This window comes from Variovorax pasteuri, from assembly GCF_051216435.1.
Taxonomy (GTDB): domain Bacteria; phylum Pseudomonadota; class Gammaproteobacteria; order Burkholderiales; family Burkholderiaceae_C; genus Variovorax.
Genome location: NZ_JBPJZS010000012.1, coordinates 37,320 through 51,924, shown reverse-complemented (window position 1 = coordinate 51,924; position 14,605 = coordinate 37,320). Strand labels below are relative to the sequence as shown.

Genomic DNA, 14,605 nt, shown 5'->3' with positions numbered 1-14,605 from the left:
AAAGCGCGGCCCGTTCAGTCCCCGAACAGGTTGCGCTGGATCTGGTCCAGGTGCTGGACCAGCACGCGCTGCGCACCGGCTTCGTCGCGGTCGCGCAGCGCCTCGACCAGCGCGCGGTGCTGCTGCTCGTACTGCGCGCGCCGCGGCCCGGTGAGCGACTTGGCCTTGAGCCGCCCCCACTCGCCCTGGTCGCGCACGCGCTGCGTCAGTTCCAGGATGTGCACGAAGAAGCCGTTGTGCGTGGCCACCGCCAGCGCCTTGTGCAACTCGCCGTCCCAGTGCTCGAAGCCCTCGATGGTCTCGGCCGCCTCCGATTGCTCGATGCAGTGCTGCATCGCCGCGAAGTCGGCCGCCGTGGCGTTGCGCGTGATCAATGACGGCATCAGCGGCTCGATCAGCCGGCGCGCCACCATCAATTCCGCCGGGCTCACGTTGCCGTGCAGCGAGGGCATCGACAGCGGCGCCGTTCCCGCCGTGGCGGCGGGCGCGGCGGTTGCCGCCACGAAGGTGCCGCTGCCGACCGATTGCGTGATCAGCCCACGCTCGCGAAACCCTGACAGCACGCGCCGCACCGCACCGCGCGAGGCGCCGAAACGCTCGCTCAGCTCGCGCTCGGCCGGCAGCTTCACGCCCGCCTGCAGCGCGCCGCTCGCGATGCCTTCGCGCAGGTAGCGCGACAGCGCCTTCGCCCCTTCGGCCTTGGGCTGCAGGGCGGACGCTCCGGGCGCTGCCGTCATGGCCTCGTGCTCGCTCATTCGCTGCTCCCGGCAGATGTTGTTAGTAGTACCAATTGGTCCTTAAATTTGAGGAATTGGTATTGATGATGGTTCATTTTGGTTCTACATTGCGCTTCCCGCAACTGTCCTATTCTGCCGTCGCGACGACGCCTTCCATTCCCATGAAATTCGCATCCGTTTCCTTGGCCGATCGCGCCGTTCCCGCGCTCGTCGATACGCAGGCGCAGCGCTTCTGGGCGCTCGCCGACCTGGTGCCGGGCTTCGCCGGCGACCTCGTCGAGCTGATCGAACGCTTCGGCGAGCTGAAGAACCAATTGGTCGCCAAGGGCGAGGGCCAGCCGCTGGCCGGTGCCAGGCTGCTGGCGCCCATTGCGCAACCTCGCCGCAACATCTTCTGCGTGGGCAAGAACTACGCGGAGCACGCGGCCGAGTTCAGCAAGTCGGGTTTCGACAGCAGCGCCAAGGAGGGCGAGCACGCGCCCGAGGCGCCGGTGGTCTTCACCAAGCCCTTCACCTCGGTGATCGGCCCCGGCGACACCATTCCGCCGCACAAGGACGTGGTGAAGCAACTCGACTACGAGGCCGAACTCACGGTCGTCATCGGCAAGGGCGGCCGCGGCATCCGCAAGGCCGACGCGCTGGACCACGTGTTCGGCTACACCATCGTCAACGACGTCACCGCGCGCGACCTGCAGAAGCTGCACCGCCAGTGGTTCCTGGGCAAGGCGCTCGACGGCTTCTGCCCGATGGGCCCGTACCTGGTGACGGCCGACGAACTCGACGCGGCCAACCTCGACGTGAAGTGCTGGATCAACGGCGAGCTGCGGCAGAACGCCAACACCGCGCAGCTGATCTTCGACATTCCCACGCTCATCGAGACCATCTCGGCCGGCATCGCGCTGATGCCCGGCGACCTGATCGCGACCGGCACGCCGGCCGGCGTGGGCATCGGCTTCACGCCGCCGAAGTTCCTGCAGACCAACGACACCGTGCGCATCGAGATCCAGCACATCGGCGTGCTGGAAAACACGGTCGGCTGAACGCCCCTGCAAGACAGCACACACAAGAACACAAGGAGACAAGCCATGTGGAAGCAAGGATCGGTGCGCGGGCTCGCCGCGCTGGCGCTCGCCGCCTTTTCGCTGGGGCAGGGCGCCGCGGCGCATGCCGAGGACGCGTCGGCCTACCCGTCGCGCACGGTGACCATCGTCGTGCCCTTCGGGCCGGGCGGCTCGGCCGACGTGTATGCCCGCGTGCTCGCTGAAAAGCTGGGCCGCGAAACCGGCAAGTCGTTCATCGTGGAGAACCGGCCCGGTGCGGGCGCGGTGATCGGCACGCAGTTCGTCGCCAAGGCCGCGCCCGACGGCTACACGCTGCTCATGATGTCGAACACGCAGACCGTGAACGAGTCGCTGCTGCGCCAGAAGCCCTACGAGCTGATGCGCGACTTCACGGCGGTGGCGCCGGTGAACGAGGCGCCGCTGGTGCTGGTGGTGCGCTCGGGCCTCGCGCCGAAGACGCTGCCCGAACTCATCCGCCAGGCCAAGTCGAGCCCGGGCAAGCTCAACTACGCCTCTTCCGGCACCGGCACGCCGTACCACATGGCCGGCGAGCTCTTCAAGAGCATGGCGGGCGTCGACATCGTGCACATCCCCTACAAGAGCAGCGGCGGCGCGCGCACCGACGTGCTCGGCGGCCAGGTCGACATGATGTTCGACGCGGTCGGCACCATGACCGACCTGATCGCCACCGGCAAGGTGCGCGCGCTGGCCACCACCGGCAAGACGCGCTCCAGCGTGATGCCCGACGTGCCCACCATGGCCGAGCTGGGCCTGCCCGACTACACCGCGACGATCTGGCTCGGCATCCTCGCGCCCAAGGGCACGCCGCAGCCGATCGTCGACCTGCTCAACCAGAAGATCGCCAGCGTGGTGCAGGACCCGGCCACGCGCGCGCTGTGGGCCAGGAGCGGCATCGACGGCATGGCGATGTCGCCCGCGGGGTTCACGCAGTACCTGAACCAGGACATCGCGAAGTGGCGAAAGATCGTCGAGTCGGCCCACATCACGGTGGACTGATGACGCAGGGCGACGCCATCGCACTCACCGTCAACGGGGTGCCGCGCGTGCTGGCGGTCGAGCCCGACCGCACGCTGCTCGACGTGCTGCGCAACGACCTCGGCCTGCGCGCGAGCCACTTCGGCTGCGGCGCCGGCGAGTGCGGCGCCTGCATGGTGCTGCTGGACGGCCGCGCGGTGCCCAGCTGCGACACGCCGATGTGGTCGGCCGCCGGCAAGCATGTGCGGACCGCCGAGGGCCTGGGCACGCGCGCCGCGCCTCACCCGGTGCAGAGCGCCTTCGTGGCGGAGCAGGCGGCGCAATGCGGCTACTGCACCTCGGGCATGCTGGTCTCGGCGGTGGCGCTGCTGCAGTGCAACCCTTGCCCCGGCGATGCGGAGATCCGCGAAGGCATGGCGCGCAACCTGTGCCGTTGCGGCACGCACCCGCGGGTGATGCGCGCCATCGTCCGTGCGGCTGCGGCAATGGGCCAGGGGCGCGCCGCATGAGCGGCACGGCCGCGCTGCCGCCGAGCCTGCAGGCCAATCCGCGGCTGTCCACCTGGCTGCGCATCGACCGTGCGGGCCATGTGGGCCATGTTGCGGTGCACTCGGGCAAGGTCGAACTCGGCCAGGGCATCCTCGGTGCGCTGGCGCAGATCGTGGCGGAAGAACTCGACCTCGACCTCGCGCAGGTGCGCATGGTGCCCGCCGCGACCGGCCTCAGCCCCGACGAGGCCATGACCTCGGGCAGCTTGTCGGTGCAGCATTCGGGTGCCGCGCTGCGTCAGGTGTGCGCGCAGGCGCGCGCCCTCCATGTCGAATGGGCGGCGGCGCTGCATGGCATCGTCCCCGCCGATCTGCGCGTGGCGGGCGGCGAGATCTTCCATGGCGAGCGGCGCATCACGGACTACTGGGAGATCGCCGCAGCCGCCGGCCCGGCGCTGCTGGACGTGGACGCCACCGCCGGCGCCATGCCAAAGCAGGCGGGCGACTACCGCATCGTCGGGCATGTGCAGCCGCGCGACGACATCGCCGAGAAGGTCTTCGGCGAATTCATGTTCATCCACGACATGGTGCTGCCGCGCATGGCGCACGGGCGCATCGTGCGGCCGCCGTCGCCGCATGCCGAGCTCGTGGCGTGCCCGTTCGACGAAGTGCGCGCCTGGGGCGGCGTGCTCGCGGTGCTGCGCGACGGCTCGCAGCTCGGCGTGGTGGCCGAGACTGAATCGCTGGCCGAGCGCGCCGCCGCGCGGATCGCCACGCTGGCGGTGTGGACCGAGGCCGAGCGGCTGCCCGACGAAGCGGCGCTGCGGCCCTGGCTGCAATCGCTGCCGTTCACCGCGCTCGAACTCGGCGCGCGTTCGGACAAGACGCCGGCGCCTGCCGCGCGCACCGTGCGCGCGTCGTATTCGAAGCCCTTCATCCGCCATGCGTCCATCGGTCCTTCGTGCGCGCTCGCGCTGTCGGCGCACGACGGGCTGCAGGTCTGGAGCCACAGCCAGGGCATCTACAACCTGCGCAAGGACCTTGCCGTGGCCTTCGGGCTGCCGCCGGAACGCATCCGCGTGCAGCACGTGCAGGGCGCCGGCTGCTACGGCCACAACGGCGCGGACGACGTGGCCTTCGACGCCGCCTGGCTCGCGCGTGCCTGTGCCGGGCGGCCGGTGCGGGTGCAATGGTCGCGCGCGGACGAGTTGTGCTGGTCGCCCGTCGGCCCGGCGATGGCGGTCGACCTCGAGGCCGACCTCGACGCGGCGGGCCGCGTGGTCGCCTGGCGGCACCAGTCCTGGAGCCCGGGCCATGGCCTGCGCCCCGGGCGCGGCGCCACGCCGACGCTGCTGGGCAGCTGGTACCTCGCACAGCCTTTCGAACGCGTGGCGTCGACCGACGCGCCGCGTGCGGCGGGCGGCGGCGGCGACCGCAATGCCGACCCGATCTACGCCTTTCCCGGGTTCGACGTCGTCTGCCGGCGCGTGCTGGACGTGCCCATGCGCACGTCGGCGCTGCGCGCGCTCGGCGCCTTCGCGAACGTGTTCGCCATCGAGTCCTTCATGGACGAGCTGGCGCTGTGCAGCGGCACCGACCCGCTGGACTACCGCATCGCCCAGCTCGAAGACCCGCGCGCCGTGGCGGTGTTGCGGGCCGTCTCGGCGCAGGCCGGGTGGCAGCCGCGCGAGGTGCCGGCCGGCGGGGGCCGCGGCCGGGGCATCGGCTTCGCCCGCTACAAGAACACCGGCGCCTACTGCGCCGTCGTCGCCGAGGTGGAGGTCGAAGAGCGCGTGCACGTGCGGCGGCTGCACATCGCGGTGGATGTGGGCCTGGCCGTCAACCCCGACGGCGTGCGCCAGCAGATCGAGGGCGGCGCGCTGCAGGCCACCAGCTGGGCGTTGATGGAAGCCGCGCACTTCGACCGCATGCGCATGCGCGACCCCGGCTGGGAGGACTACCCGATCCTGTGCTTTCCCGATGTGCCGCACATCGACGTCCAGCTGCTGCCGGCCGACGGCTTCGCCTCGCTCGGCGCGGGCGAGGCCTCGCTGGGCCCGACCGCCGCGGCCATCGCGAATGCGGTGTTCGACGCGCTGGGCGTGCGCGTGCGCGACCTGCCGATGCGGCCCGAGCGCATCGTGCAGGCCATGGAGGACATGGACGCCTGAGACTGACGGCGCCTGTGTCTCCTTTTCTCTTGATATCGATGGAACAACAATGAAACTGACCCTCTTCAGCGGCGGCGCCGCGCAGGCCGTGGTGACCGGCCTGCAACAGGACTTCGAACAGGCCCACGGCTGCACCCTCGCGCCGACCTTCGGTGCCGTGGGCACCATGCGCGACAAGCTGCTCGCCGGCGAGCCCTGCGACCTGCTGGTGCTTTCCGCCTCGTTGATCGAGCAGCTCACGGCGCAGGGCCACGTGGCGGCCGGCAGCGCGCGGGCGCTCGGCCCGGTGGCCACGGGCATCGCGGTGCGCAACGGCACGCCCGAGGTGGCGGTCGGCAACGGCGAGGCGCTGAAGGCCACGCTCTCGGCCGCGCGCGGCCTCTACGTGCCGGACATGACCCGGTCGAGCGCGGGCATCCACATCGCCGGCATGCTGAAGGCGCTGGGGCTCGCCGAGGCGCTGGCCGGCCGGATCCACGAGTTTCCGAATGGCGCCACCGCCATGCGCGAGCTTGCGCGCAGCGAGGGCGAGGGCATGCTCGGCTGCACGCAGGTGACGGAGATCATGTACACGCCCGGCGTGCGGCTGGTGGGCGAGCTGCCCGCCGAGCACGCGCTGAGCACCGTGTACACCGCGGCCGTGTGCAGCCGCGCGCAGGCGCCAGAGCTTGCGGCCGCGTTCGTCGAGGTGCTGGCCGGCGAGGCCAGTGCCGCGCTGCGCGGGCGCAGCGGTTTCGGCCTGTGAATCTCGGCGGCTGAACGTCAGCGGCTGAAATTCAGCGGCTGAGCTTCAGCCGTTGCGCCGCTGCACGCCGTCCGCGTCGACCAGCCCGACGCGCGTCTGCCGCCCCCACGTGCCGCGCCCGGTCAGGAAGGTCCACCAGCCCCAGGCCGCGCCGGTGTGGCGCAGGATCTGGAAGGTGAAGGGTTCGACCAGCGCGGCCAGGAAGGCCTGCGCCATGTTGGCCTCGCTGGCCTGGCCGATCCAGCGGCGGTACAGGTACACCGACCACAGGTGAAAGACCAGGTCGAGCACGATCTTCGCGCCGATCACCCCGGCCACCGGCGCCAGCACGCCGAAGTTGCCGCGCACCAGGTACATCAGCAACAGCCCGAAGGCCGCCAGGCCGTACAGCGGCTGCAGCGTGTCGATGGCCTTCACCGGCAGCATTGCCACGCCGAGCCAGCCGTAGCGCCGGTCGCCGACCATGGCGCGGTACCAGTACTGCGTCTGCAAAAAGCCGCCGAACCAGCGGCGGCGCTGCCGCAGGAAGGCGCCGGTGCTGCTGGGCGCGTCGGTGTGCGCCTGCGCGTCGCCCAGCACGCGCACCGTCCACGGCAGGCCGTGCACCCGGGCGTGGTGGTGCAGGCGGTGAATGAGTTCGTAGTCTTCCACCAGGCAGTCGGTGTCGAAGCCGCCCACCGTGCGCACCGCGTCCGTTCTGAAACCTGCGAAGGCGCCCGAGATCAGCAGCAGCCCGTTGACCCGCATCCACGCATAGCGCGACAGAAAGTTGCGGATGTACTCGTACGTCTGGAACCACTGGAAGCAGCGCCCGGCCAGCGTGCGGCTGCACACGGGGATGATGACGCCGGTGGCGGCCACCAGGTCGGGCTCTTCGGTGAAGGCACGGCGCACCGCGCCGATGGCCTGGCTGTCGAGCAGCGTGTCGCCGTCCACGGTCAGCACCGTGTCGGTGTCGATGCACAGGATGGCCGCGTTCAGCGCCACCGCCTTGCCGCCGTGCGGCAGGCGCAGCCAGTAAAGCGACGGGTGCGTGGTGCTGGCCGCGCTCAGAGCGCCCAGGGCGGGGGCGACGAGCCCGTAGCGCGTGGCCAGCAGCTCGGCCGTGCCGTCGCTGGAGCCGTCGTCCGCAACCACGATGCGGTCGGGCACGTCGCTCTGGCCGAGCAGGGCGGCCAGCGTGACGGGCAGCACGGCGGCCTCGTTGTGCGAGGCGACGATCACGCCCAGCGTGGTGCGCCGTGTGCCCGCGGCGGACATGCCGGCGGGCAGGGGCCGGGCGCGCAGGATCGGCAGCGTCATCCACGCCACGAACAGCAGCAGCACCGTGTCGTACACCACATAGGCCACGCCCACCGACCAGGCCTGCACGTTGCCGAACTTGAACGCCATGGCGAACAGCAGCACCCACAGCACGAGCACGCCGCCGTGAATGAGCCAGCTGCGCAGGGGGGTGCGGGGGGGAGACAGGCGCGGCGACGCGGCCAGAAAGGCGCTGTGGAGTGGATCGTTCAAGAGAAGGTGCCCGGGCGACTGGTCGTTGATACGCAAAAACTCGGCCTGCGGTTTCGAAAGGCCCGAACAAACCCGGGACAATCGCATGCGCCACTGACTGAGTCGGCTCCCGCCCGAAAATTCCCCGCATGCTCGCACAAACCCGCTACACCCGAACCGCCATCGCGCTGCACTGGCTGATTGCCGTGCTCATGGCCGTCAACATCGCCCTGATCCTGCTGGTCGACCATTACCCCGACGACTGGGTGCGCCCGGCCGTGGACACCCACAAGTCGATCGGCATCACGGTGCTGGGCCTGGTGCTGCTGCGCATCCTGTGGCGCCTGACGCACAAGCCACCGGCCATGCCGGGCTCGTTCGGCGCGCTCGAGCGCCTGGCAGCCCATGCGGCCCACGGGGCGCTGTATGTGCTGATGATCCTGCTGCCGGTGTCGGGCTGGATGCACGACTCGGCCTGGAAGGACGCCGGCGCGAACCCGATGTTCCTTTTCGGCCTGTTCGAATGGCCGCGCATCGGCTGGATCATGGCCATCGAGCCGGCGGTCAAGGAAACCTGGCACACCGTGCTGGGCGGGGTGCACACCTGGGCGGGCTATGTGCTGTACGTGATCTTCGCGCTGCATGTGCTGGGCGCGCTCAAGCACCAGTTTCTTGACGGCGAGCGCGAACTGCAGCGGATGTGGCCGTGACCCGGCAACACAGCGAAGAGGCCCGCGAGGTCATCGCGCGCATCGACGCGCTGTGCACCCACCACGACCCGGTGCACGAGGGCGTGCGCGTGCGCTGGCGCCGCTTCGGCACCGACACCACCCGGCCACCGCTGGTGCTGCTGCACGGCGGCCACGGCAGCTGGATGCACTGGCTGCGCAACGCGCAGGCCTTGTCGGCCGGCCGCACGCTGTGGCTGCCCGACATGCCTGGCTTCAACGAGTCCGGCGCGCCGCCGCGCGTGGCACCCGGCGAAGACTCGCTGCCGCCGTTGCTGGCCGCGCTGGGCGGCACGCTGGACCAGCTCATCGGCGCGGGCACGCCCATCGACCTGGGCGGCTTTTCCTTCGGAGGCCTGACGGCCGCACGCTTCGCGGTGCAGCGCGGCGCCGTTCGCCGCCTGGCGCTCGTGGGCAGCGGCGGCCACGGCACCATGCGCCGCATGACGGCGCAGATGATCAACTGGCGCGCCGCGCCCGACCGCGAGGCGGAACGCGCCGCCCTGCTGAACAACCTGGCCGCGCTGATGCTGCACGACCCCGCCGCCATCGACGCGCTGGCCTTCGAGATCCACGACATCTCATGCCACGGCACGCGCTTTCGCAGCAAGGAGGTGTCGCAGTCGGGCGGCCTGCAGCAGGCACTGGATGCGCTCGGCCTGCCCACGCTGCTGCTCTGGGGCGAATACGACGTCACCGCCGACCCGCGCCCGCTGGTGGCGCAGCTGGCGGCCGAAGGGCCGCACCGCGAGGGCGCGGTGATCGACGGCGCCGGGCACTGGGCGCAGTACGAGCGCGCCGACGAGGTCAGCGCGCGGCTGGTGACGTTCTTCGGCGGCTGAGCACGGCCCGCGCCTCCCGGTTCTTCTTTTCTGTGAGCGGCCTGCCGGCCGTCAGTCGAGCTTGATGCCGGCGTCGCGAATCAACTTGCCGTAGCGCGCCGCGTCGCTCTTGAGCAACCTGGCGAACTGCTCTGGCGGACCGGCCAGCGTCACGCCGCCCGCCGCGGCCAGCTGTTCGCGCACCTCGGTCGAGGCCAGCGCCTTCTGCACCGCGTCGTGCACCGCCGCCAGCACCGGCTTGGGCGTACCGGCCGGTGCCACGAAGCCGTACCACACGCTGGCCTCGAAGCCGGGGTAGCCCGACTCCGCCACCGTCGGCACGCCGGGCAGCACGGCGGAGCGCTCGGCACTCATCACCGCCAGCACGCGCAGCTTGCCGGCCTTGACCAGCGGCAACACCTCCAGCGCGTTGACCGCGACCACGTCCACATGCCCGCCGAGCACATCGGTGATCGCCTGCGCGCCGCCCTTGTAGGGCACATGGCGCAGCTGCAGGCCCGCGGTGTGCTGGAAGAGCTCCATCGCCAGGTGCGGCGTCGAGCCGTTGCCCGGCGTGGCAACCGTCACGCTGCCCGGCTTGGCCTTGGCGGCGGCCACCAGTTCGGCCACGGTCCTGATGGCCGAGCCTTCGCGCACGGTGAACACCACCGGCACGCGCCCGACCAGCGCCACCGGTGTGACGTCGCGGTCCAGGTCGTAGGGCGCGGGCTCGAACAGCGAGGGGTTCACTGCCAGCGCGTTGGCCGCCAGCAGCAGCGTGTAGCCGTCGGGCGCGGCACTGGTCAGCGCCTTCACCGCGATGTTGGTGCCCGCGCCGGGCTTGTTCTCCACGACGACGGGCTGCCCCAGCGTGGCGGCCATTCGCTGGCCGACCGAGCGCGCGATGGCGTCGACCGCGCCGCCGGCGCTGTAGCCGACGAGGATCTTCACTGGCTTCGAGGGGTAGGCGTCGGCGGCTGCCGCCGTGTTCAGGGCGCAGAGTGCCAGCAGGCCGGCGAGGGCGCATGCGGCGGTGCGAAGAAGTTGTCTCATGGTCGGTTCCTTGTGTGTCGTGTGTTCAACGGGCCGGCGTTGTCGGTGCCGTGTCCCATGCCTGGGGTGCCGCGTCCTTGCCGGCCACCGAATACAGCGCGCCGGGCGCATTGCGCGTCTGCTGGAAGTCTTCGAGCGACTGGCCGCGCATGGCGGCGTAGATGTGCAGGTTCGACACGCCCAGCACCGCGCCCAGCTTCTCCAGCATGAAGAAGATCACGCCGTAGTGAATGAGGCCGCGCCAGTCGCGCCGGCGCACCAGTTCGCGTTCCTGCGGCGTGAGCGCGGCCGCCTCGAAGGCGGATTCCTCGTCCGCCAGGAAGGCCGTGCGGTGGGCCGGCCGCGTCATGCCATGCAGGAACTTGTTGAGCCGGTAGGCACGCACGCTGGTCTCCAGCGTGAACGGGTAGCTGCCCTCCAGCGCCTCGATGCCGGCCAGCTGCTCGCTCATGTGGCGAAGGTGCCGCTGCACCTCGCCCGCCACCGGCGGGCTCGCCAGGTTCTCGTAGATGGCCGTGGCAATGCCGGTCATCGACGGCAGGTAATAGCTCTGGTGCGTCTTGCGCACGTTCGACGACAGCGCGCCGCGCATCACCAGCCACATGATCACTTCGGCGCCTTCCATGCCGCCCAGCGTGGCCAGCTCGGCCTGGGTCATCTCGGTCAGGCGCACCGGGTCGTTCTCGACCAGGTCCAGGAACTGCGCGTCCCAGGCAGGGTTGTTGAAGCCCGCGCGCTCGCCGTGCACCTGGTGCGACAGCCCGCCGGTGGCCACGATGGCCACCTTCAGGTCTTCGGGGTAGCTTTCGATGGCGCGGCGCAGCGCCTGCCCCAGGCGCCAGCAGCGCCGCGCCGAGGGCACGGGCGACTGCAGCACGCCCACCTGCAGCGGAATCACCTGCACCGGCCACGCGGGCGCGTGCGCGCACAGCAGCGACAGCGGCGAGAACACGCCGTGGTCCAGCGCGCGGTCCTGGAAGAAGGACATGTCGAACTCGTCCGCCACCAGCGAGCGCCCGATGTGCTGCGCCAGCGCCGGATGGCCCGCCAGCGCGGGCAGGTCGCGCGCGCCGCCGCCTTCGTCGGCCACCGCATGCTGCGCGCCCACGCCGAGCGAGAACGCCGAGTAGTGGTCGAAGAAGAACGAGCTGACGTGGTCGTTGTAGATGAAGAACAGCGCGTCGGGCTTGTTGTCCTCCAGCCAGCGCCGCGCGGGCGCGAAGGCCTCGAAGATCGGCGCCCACACCGGGTCCTGCTGCTTGTTCCTGTCGTAGGCAAAGCCGATGGTGGGCGTGTGCGAGCACGCGACGGCGCCGATGATGCGAGCCATGGTGTGTGTGTCCTGTGCCTGGGCTTCAGTCGACGTAGCGCAGTCCGGCCTTGGCCAGTGGCTCGCGCATGCCGTACATGTCCAGCCCGAGCTCGCCTGCCGCGAAGCGCGCGCGTTTGGTGGTTTCGTTGGACTCGCGGGCCTCGGCTGCATCGGCCACCTCCTGCGCGCGCGCGGCCGGCACCACCACCACGCCGTCGATGTCGGCCACGATCACGTCGCCCGGGTGCACCAGCGCGCCCGCGCACACCACCGGCACGTTGACCGAGCCGAGCGTGGCCTTGATGGTGCCCTTGGCGTGGATGGCGCGGCTGAACACCGGGAAGTTCATCGCGTGGAGGTCGCGCACGTCGCGCACGCCGCCGTCGATCACCAGGCCCATGCAGCCGCGCGCCTTGAAAGACGTGGCCAGAAGGTCGCCGAAGAAGCCGTCGGTGCTGTCGCTGGTGCACGCGGCCACCACCACGTCGCCGGGGCGGATCTGCTCGGCCGCCACATGCAGCATCCAGTTGTCGCCGGGCTGCAGCAGCACGGTGACGGCCGGCCCGCAGAAGCGTGCGTCGGGGTGGATCGGGCGGATGCGCGGCTGCATCAGCCCGAGCCGGCCCAGTGCCTCGTGCACGGTGGACACGCCGAAGCGCGAGAGCTTCTCGACCGCGGCCGGGTCGGCGCGCTCGATGGTGCGATGCACGACGCCGAGCTGCTGAGGGGTGGAAGTGGTGGTCATGTCAGAGGCCCTTGGCTTGGAGTGCGCGGTCCAGCCGCGGGTAGACGCGGCGCGCGTTGCCTTCGTAGATCTGGTGGCGCGCGGCGGCGTCCAGCGTGGTGGCGGCGTCGATGTAGCGGCGCGTGTCGTCGTAGGGAAAACCGGTCTCGGGGTCGATGCCGCGCACCGCGCCGATCATCTCGCTCGCGAACAGGATGTTGTCGATCGGAATCACGCGCGTGAGCAGGTCGATGCCCGGCTGGTGGTACACGCAGGTGTCGAAGAAGATGTTGTTCAGCAGGTGGTCTTTGAGCAGCGGCTTCTTCATCTCCTGTGCCAGGCCCCTGAAGCGGCCCCAGTGGTAGGGCACCGCGCCGCCGCCGTGCGGAATCACGAAGCGCAGCGTGGGGAAGTCGGTGAACAGGTCGGAGGTCAGGCACTGCATGAAGGCGGTGGTGTCCGCGTTCAGGTAGTGCGCCCCGGTGGTGTGGAAGCAGTCGTTGCAGCTGGTGCTCACGTGCACCATGGCCGGAATGTCGTGCTCCACCATCTTTTCGTACAGCGGGTACCAGTGGCGGTCGGACAGCGGCGGCGAGGTCCAGTGCCCGCCCGAGGGGTCGGGGTTCAGGTTGATGCCTACGAAGCCGTAGTCCTGCACGCAGCGTTCCAGCTCGGGAATGCATGTGCGCGGGTCCACGCCCGGCGACTGCGGCAGCATGGCGGCGCCCACGAAGTGGTCGGGAAACAGCTGCGCCACGCGGTGGCACAGCTCGTTGCAGAGGGCGGCCCAGGTGGCGCTGGTCTCGAAGCCGCCGATGTGGTGCGCCATGAAGCTGGCACGCGGCGAGAAGATGGTCAGGTCGCTGCCGCGCTCGCGCATCTTGTGCAGCTGGTTCTGCTCGATGGATTCGCGCAGCTCGTCGTCGCTGATGCGCAATGACGCGGCAGAGGGCGCTTCGCCCGGGTTGCCCAGGCTGGCGATCTGGCGCTTGCGCCATGTTTCCAGCGCGGCGGGGGCGGTCGTGTAGTGGCCGTGGCAATCGATGATCACGGGGTCTCCGTTGAGTTTGGATGGGGGGCTGCGCCGGGCGCCAGAACGTGTCCGCGGAACAGCGGCCGCGCGGTGCGCAGCAGCGCGGCGCCGGCGATGCCGTGGCCGCTCGCGTCCATGAACAGGCGCACGGTGAATTCGCCGGTCGGGTGTTCCACCGACAGGTCGTGCAGGCGTTGCGCCGGGCCGGGCGTTGCATCGGGCGCGATGGCATACAGCCCGTCCATCACGGTGCCCGGCACCACGCAGGCCGACGCCACCGACACCGCGCCCAGCACGCCGATGGCGTCATGGCATTTGCGCGGAATGAAGGTGCGCGTGTTCAGCGCGCCACCGGCCAGCGCGGCCGAGACCAGCGTCATCTTGGGCACCACCTTGGCGCTGACGTCGCCCAGGCCCATGCGCTCGCCGGCCTGCAGGCGGATCGATTCGATGCGCGCCTTCAGCGCCGTGTTCGCGTCGAGTTCGGCCGGCGTCTCGCGCCCGGTGGCGCCGAGGTCGGCCGCGCGCATCAGCACCACCGGCATGCCGTTGTCGATGCAGGTCACCTCGACGCCGTCGATGCGTTCGCGCGCTTCGCCCGTGGGCAGCAGCGCGCCGCAGCTGGAGCCGAGGATGTCTGAGAAGCGCAGCTCCACCGGCGCGCCGTGCCCGGGCACGCCGCTGATGGCCGTGTCGCCGCCGTAGCGCACGCGGCCGCCGGGCGTCTGCACCACCGCATCGCAATACGAAGCCGTGTTCACCATGCGGATGCGCACCGTCGACCGGCCGTCTTGCGCAGGCACCAGGCCTTCGTCCAGCGCGAAGGGACCGACCGCCGAGAGGATGTTGCCGCAGGTCGGCGCGTAGTCGATGCGCGACTCGGTGGCCACGACCTGGCCAAAGAGGTAGTCCACATCGGCGCGCGGGTCGGTGGACGGCGAGACGATCGCGACCTTGGTGGTCAGCGGATGCCCGCCGCCGATGCCGTCGATCTGCCGGGGCTCCGCGTGGCCCATGGCGGCGAGGATCAGGGCGTCCCGCTCAGCCGGGGTGCCGGGCAGGTCCTTCGCATGGAAGAAGGCCGCCTTCGACGTGCCGCCGCGCATCCATGTGCAGGGCAGCGAAATCAGGTCGGGGGAGGGTTCGCAAGGCATGCGTCCAGTGTCGGCGCACACGGCGTCGGGCGGGTTGAGTTCCACGCGTACTGCGTTCTCATTTGTTTATCGATATCGGGTTAACCCT

Annotated in this window: 14 protein-coding genes; 7 read left to right on the top strand and 7 right to left on the bottom strand. The window is 70.4% G+C overall.

Going from position 1 to position 14,605, the window contains the following annotated elements; translation table 11 throughout:
* Nucleotides 1–14: 14 nt before the first annotated feature.
* Nucleotides 15–755: a FadR/GntR family transcriptional regulator gene (locus tag ACSFBM_RS30145; RefSeq protein WP_435487668.1), complete on the bottom strand. Its 741-nt coding sequence runs from the start codon at nucleotides 753–755 to the stop codon at nucleotides 15–17.
* 143 nt (nucleotides 756–898) lie between these two features.
* Here ACSFBM_RS30145 and ACSFBM_RS30140 point away from each other — a divergent pair, with 143 nt between their 5' ends.
* From ACSFBM_RS30140 to ACSFBM_RS30120, 5 genes are read left to right on the top strand one after another with little or no spacing between them, the layout of a single operon-like run.
* Nucleotides 899–1,777 (top strand): fumarylacetoacetate hydrolase family protein, encoded by an 879-nt coding sequence (locus ACSFBM_RS30140; protein ID WP_435487667.1) that lies wholly within the window; start codon nucleotides 899–901, stop codon nucleotides 1,775–1,777.
* A 45-nt stretch (nucleotides 1,778–1,822) separates the two neighbouring features.
* Nucleotides 1,823–2,815: a tripartite tricarboxylate transporter substrate binding protein gene (locus ACSFBM_RS30135; protein ID WP_435487666.1), complete on the top strand. Its 993-nt coding sequence runs from the start codon at nucleotides 1,823–1,825 to the stop codon at nucleotides 2,813–2,815.
* A complete protein-coding gene (locus tag ACSFBM_RS30130; RefSeq protein ID WP_435487665.1) occupies nucleotides 2,815–3,303 on the top strand; it encodes a (2Fe-2S)-binding protein in 489 nt (162 codons plus the stop codon). The genes ACSFBM_RS30135 and ACSFBM_RS30130 overlap by 1 nt, the downstream gene beginning before the upstream one ends.
* The gene (locus ACSFBM_RS30125) at nucleotides 3,300–5,453 is read left to right on the top strand and encodes a xanthine dehydrogenase family protein molybdopterin-binding subunit (RefSeq protein ID WP_435487664.1); all 2,154 of its coding nucleotides are present in this window, start codon (nucleotides 3,300–3,302) and stop codon (nucleotides 5,451–5,453) included. Before ACSFBM_RS30130 ends, ACSFBM_RS30125 begins: the two co-directional genes overlap by 4 nt.
* Before the next feature lie 49 nt (nucleotides 5,454–5,502).
* Nucleotides 5,503–6,198: a substrate-binding domain-containing protein gene (locus tag ACSFBM_RS30120; RefSeq protein WP_435487663.1), complete on the top strand. Its 696-nt coding sequence runs from the start codon at nucleotides 5,503–5,505 to the stop codon at nucleotides 6,196–6,198.
* A 45-nt stretch (nucleotides 6,199–6,243) separates the two neighbouring features.
* Here the strand turns inward: ACSFBM_RS30120 and ACSFBM_RS30115 are convergent, their stop codons facing one another.
* On the bottom strand, nucleotides 6,244–7,713 hold the full coding sequence (locus ACSFBM_RS30115) for a glycosyltransferase family 2 protein (RefSeq protein WP_435487662.1): 1,470 nt from the start codon (nucleotides 7,711–7,713) through the stop codon (nucleotides 6,244–6,246).
* 128 nt (nucleotides 7,714–7,841) lie between these two features.
* Between ACSFBM_RS30115 and ACSFBM_RS30110 the strand changes: the two genes are divergently transcribed.
* Both ACSFBM_RS30110 and ACSFBM_RS30105 read left to right on the top strand, forming a co-directional pair.
* Nucleotides 7,842–8,402, top strand: coding sequence for a cytochrome b (locus tag ACSFBM_RS30110; RefSeq protein ID WP_435487661.1), 561 nt, complete (start codon nucleotides 7,842–7,844; stop codon nucleotides 8,400–8,402).
* Entirely contained in the window at nucleotides 8,399–9,262 is an 864-nt protein-coding gene (locus tag ACSFBM_RS30105; RefSeq protein ID WP_435487660.1) for an alpha/beta fold hydrolase, read from the top strand. Before ACSFBM_RS30110 ends, ACSFBM_RS30105 begins: the two co-directional genes overlap by 4 nt.
* A gap of 51 nt (nucleotides 9,263–9,313) precedes the next feature.
* Here the strand turns inward: ACSFBM_RS30105 and ACSFBM_RS30100 are convergent, their stop codons facing one another.
* From ACSFBM_RS30100 to ACSFBM_RS30080, 5 genes are read right to left on the bottom strand one after another with little or no spacing between them, the layout of a single operon-like run.
* Entirely contained in the window at nucleotides 9,314–10,294 is a 981-nt protein-coding gene (locus tag ACSFBM_RS30100) for a tripartite tricarboxylate transporter substrate binding protein (RefSeq protein WP_435487659.1), read from the bottom strand.
* A gap of 25 nt (nucleotides 10,295–10,319) precedes the next feature.
* Nucleotides 10,320–11,624 (bottom strand): gallate dioxygenase, encoded by a 1,305-nt coding sequence (locus tag ACSFBM_RS30095; RefSeq protein WP_435487658.1) that lies wholly within the window; start codon nucleotides 11,622–11,624, stop codon nucleotides 10,320–10,322.
* 25 nt (nucleotides 11,625–11,649) lie between these two features.
* Nucleotides 11,650–12,351: a 4-carboxy-4-hydroxy-2-oxoadipate aldolase/oxaloacetate decarboxylase gene (gene ligK, locus ACSFBM_RS30090; protein WP_435487657.1), complete on the bottom strand. Its 702-nt coding sequence runs from the start codon at nucleotides 12,349–12,351 to the stop codon at nucleotides 11,650–11,652.
* 1 nt (nucleotide 12,352) lies between these two features.
* Nucleotides 12,353–13,381, bottom strand: a complete 1,029-nt coding sequence (locus tag ACSFBM_RS30085) for an amidohydrolase family protein (RefSeq protein ID WP_435487656.1) — start codon at nucleotides 13,379–13,381, stop codon at nucleotides 12,353–12,355.
* On the bottom strand, nucleotides 13,378–14,517 hold the full coding sequence (locus tag ACSFBM_RS30080) for a 4-oxalomesaconate tautomerase (RefSeq protein ID WP_435487757.1): 1,140 nt from the start codon (nucleotides 14,515–14,517) through the stop codon (nucleotides 13,378–13,380). The genes ACSFBM_RS30085 and ACSFBM_RS30080 overlap by 4 nt, the downstream gene beginning before the upstream one ends.
* Nucleotides 14,518–14,605 lie beyond the last annotated feature (88 nt).

Coding starts and splice junctions, on each gene's coding strand:
- ACSFBM_RS30145 (WP_435487668.1), bottom strand. CDS start 755: ATGAGCGAGCACGAGGCCATGACGGCAGCGCCCGGAGCGTCCGCCCTG.
- ACSFBM_RS30140 (WP_435487667.1), top strand. CDS start 899: ATGAAATTCGCATCCGTTTCCTTGGCCGATCGCGCCGTTCCCGCGCTC.
- ACSFBM_RS30135 (WP_435487666.1), top strand. CDS start 1,823: ATGTGGAAGCAAGGATCGGTGCGCGGGCTCGCCGCGCTGGCGCTCGCC.
- ACSFBM_RS30130 (WP_435487665.1), top strand. CDS start 2,815: ATGACGCAGGGCGACGCCATCGCACTCACCGTCAACGGGGTGCCGCGC.
- ACSFBM_RS30125 (WP_435487664.1), top strand. CDS start 3,300: ATGAGCGGCACGGCCGCGCTGCCGCCGAGCCTGCAGGCCAATCCGCGG.
- ACSFBM_RS30120 (WP_435487663.1), top strand. CDS start 5,503: ATGAAACTGACCCTCTTCAGCGGCGGCGCCGCGCAGGCCGTGGTGACC.
- ACSFBM_RS30110 (WP_435487661.1), top strand. CDS start 7,842: ATGCTCGCACAAACCCGCTACACCCGAACCGCCATCGCGCTGCACTGG.
- ACSFBM_RS30100 (WP_435487659.1), bottom strand. CDS start 10,294: ATGAGACAACTTCTTCGCACCGCCGCATGCGCCCTCGCCGGCCTGCTG.
- ACSFBM_RS30095 (WP_435487658.1), bottom strand. CDS start 11,624: ATGGCTCGCATCATCGGCGCCGTCGCGTGCTCGCACACGCCCACCATC.
- ligK (WP_435487657.1), bottom strand. CDS start 12,351: ATGACCACCACTTCCACCCCTCAGCAGCTCGGCGTCGTGCATCGCACC.
- ACSFBM_RS30080 (WP_435487757.1), bottom strand. CDS start 14,517: ATGCCTTGCGAACCCTCCCCCGACCTGATTTCGCTGCCCTGCACATGG.